The following is a 1,013-nucleotide window of genomic DNA, read 5'->3' as shown; positions in this document are numbered from 1 at the left end:
CTTCAAAATGATTTTAACTGAAGAGTTTGATCATGGCTCAGATTGAACGCTGGCGGCAGGCTTAACACATGCAAGTCGAGCGGGCGAGGTTGCTTCGGTAACTGAGCTAGCGGCGGACGGGTGAGTAATGCTTAGGAATCTGCCTATTAGTGGGGGACAACATTCCGAAAGGGATGCTAATACCGCATACGTCCTACGGGAGAAAGCAGGGGCTCTTTATGACCTTGCGCTAATAGATGAGCCTAAGTCGGATTAGCTAGTTGGTGGGGTAAAGGCCTACCAAGGCGACGATCTGTAGCGGGTCTGAGAGGATGATCCGCCACACTGGGACTGAGACACGGCCCAGACTCCTACGGGAGGCAGCAGTGGGGAATATTGGACAATGGGGGGAACCCTGATCCAGCCATGCCGCGTGTGTGAAGAAGGCCTTTTGGTTGTAAAGCACTTTAAGTGGGGAGGAGGCTTACCTGGTTAATACCTGGGCTAAGTGGACGTTACCCACAGAATAAGCACCGGCTAACTCTGTGCCAGCAGCCGCGGTAATACAGAGGGTGCGAGCGTTAATCGGATTTACTGGGCGTAAAGCGCGCGTAGGTGGCTAATTAAGTCAAATGTGAAATCCCCGAGCTTAACTTGGGAATTGCATTCGATACTGGTTAGCTAGAGTATGGGAGAGGATGGTAGAATTCCAGGTGTAGCGGTGAAATGCGTAGAGATCTGGAGGAATACCGATGGCGAAGGCAGCCATCTGGCCTAATACTGACACTGAGGTGCGAAAGCATGGGGAGCAAACAGGATTAGATACCCTGGTAGTCCATGCCGTAAACGATGTCTACTAGCCGTTGGGGGATTTGATCCTTTAGTGGCGCAGCTAACGCGATAAGTAGACCGCCTGGGGAGTACGGTCGCAAGACTAAAACTCAAATGAATTGACGGGGGCCCGCACAAGCGGTGGAGCATGTGGTTTAATTCGATGCAACGCGAAGAACCTTACCTGGCCTTGACATAGTAGA

1 rRNA gene is annotated in these 1,013 nt (G+C 51.7%); it reads left to right on the top strand.

Annotated elements, in window-relative coordinates:
* Positions 1-14: 14 nt before the first annotated feature.
* Positions 15-1,013 (top strand): 16S ribosomal RNA (locus tag FTT71_RS13235); the annotation flags it as partial.

The sequence above is a fragment of the Acinetobacter sp. YH01004 genome, from assembly GCF_013420455.1.
Lineage (GTDB): Bacteria > Pseudomonadota > Gammaproteobacteria > Pseudomonadales > Moraxellaceae > Acinetobacter > Acinetobacter towneri.
Note: the sequence above shows the minus strand (reverse complement) of the source record. Positions and strands in the feature narration are given on the sequence as shown.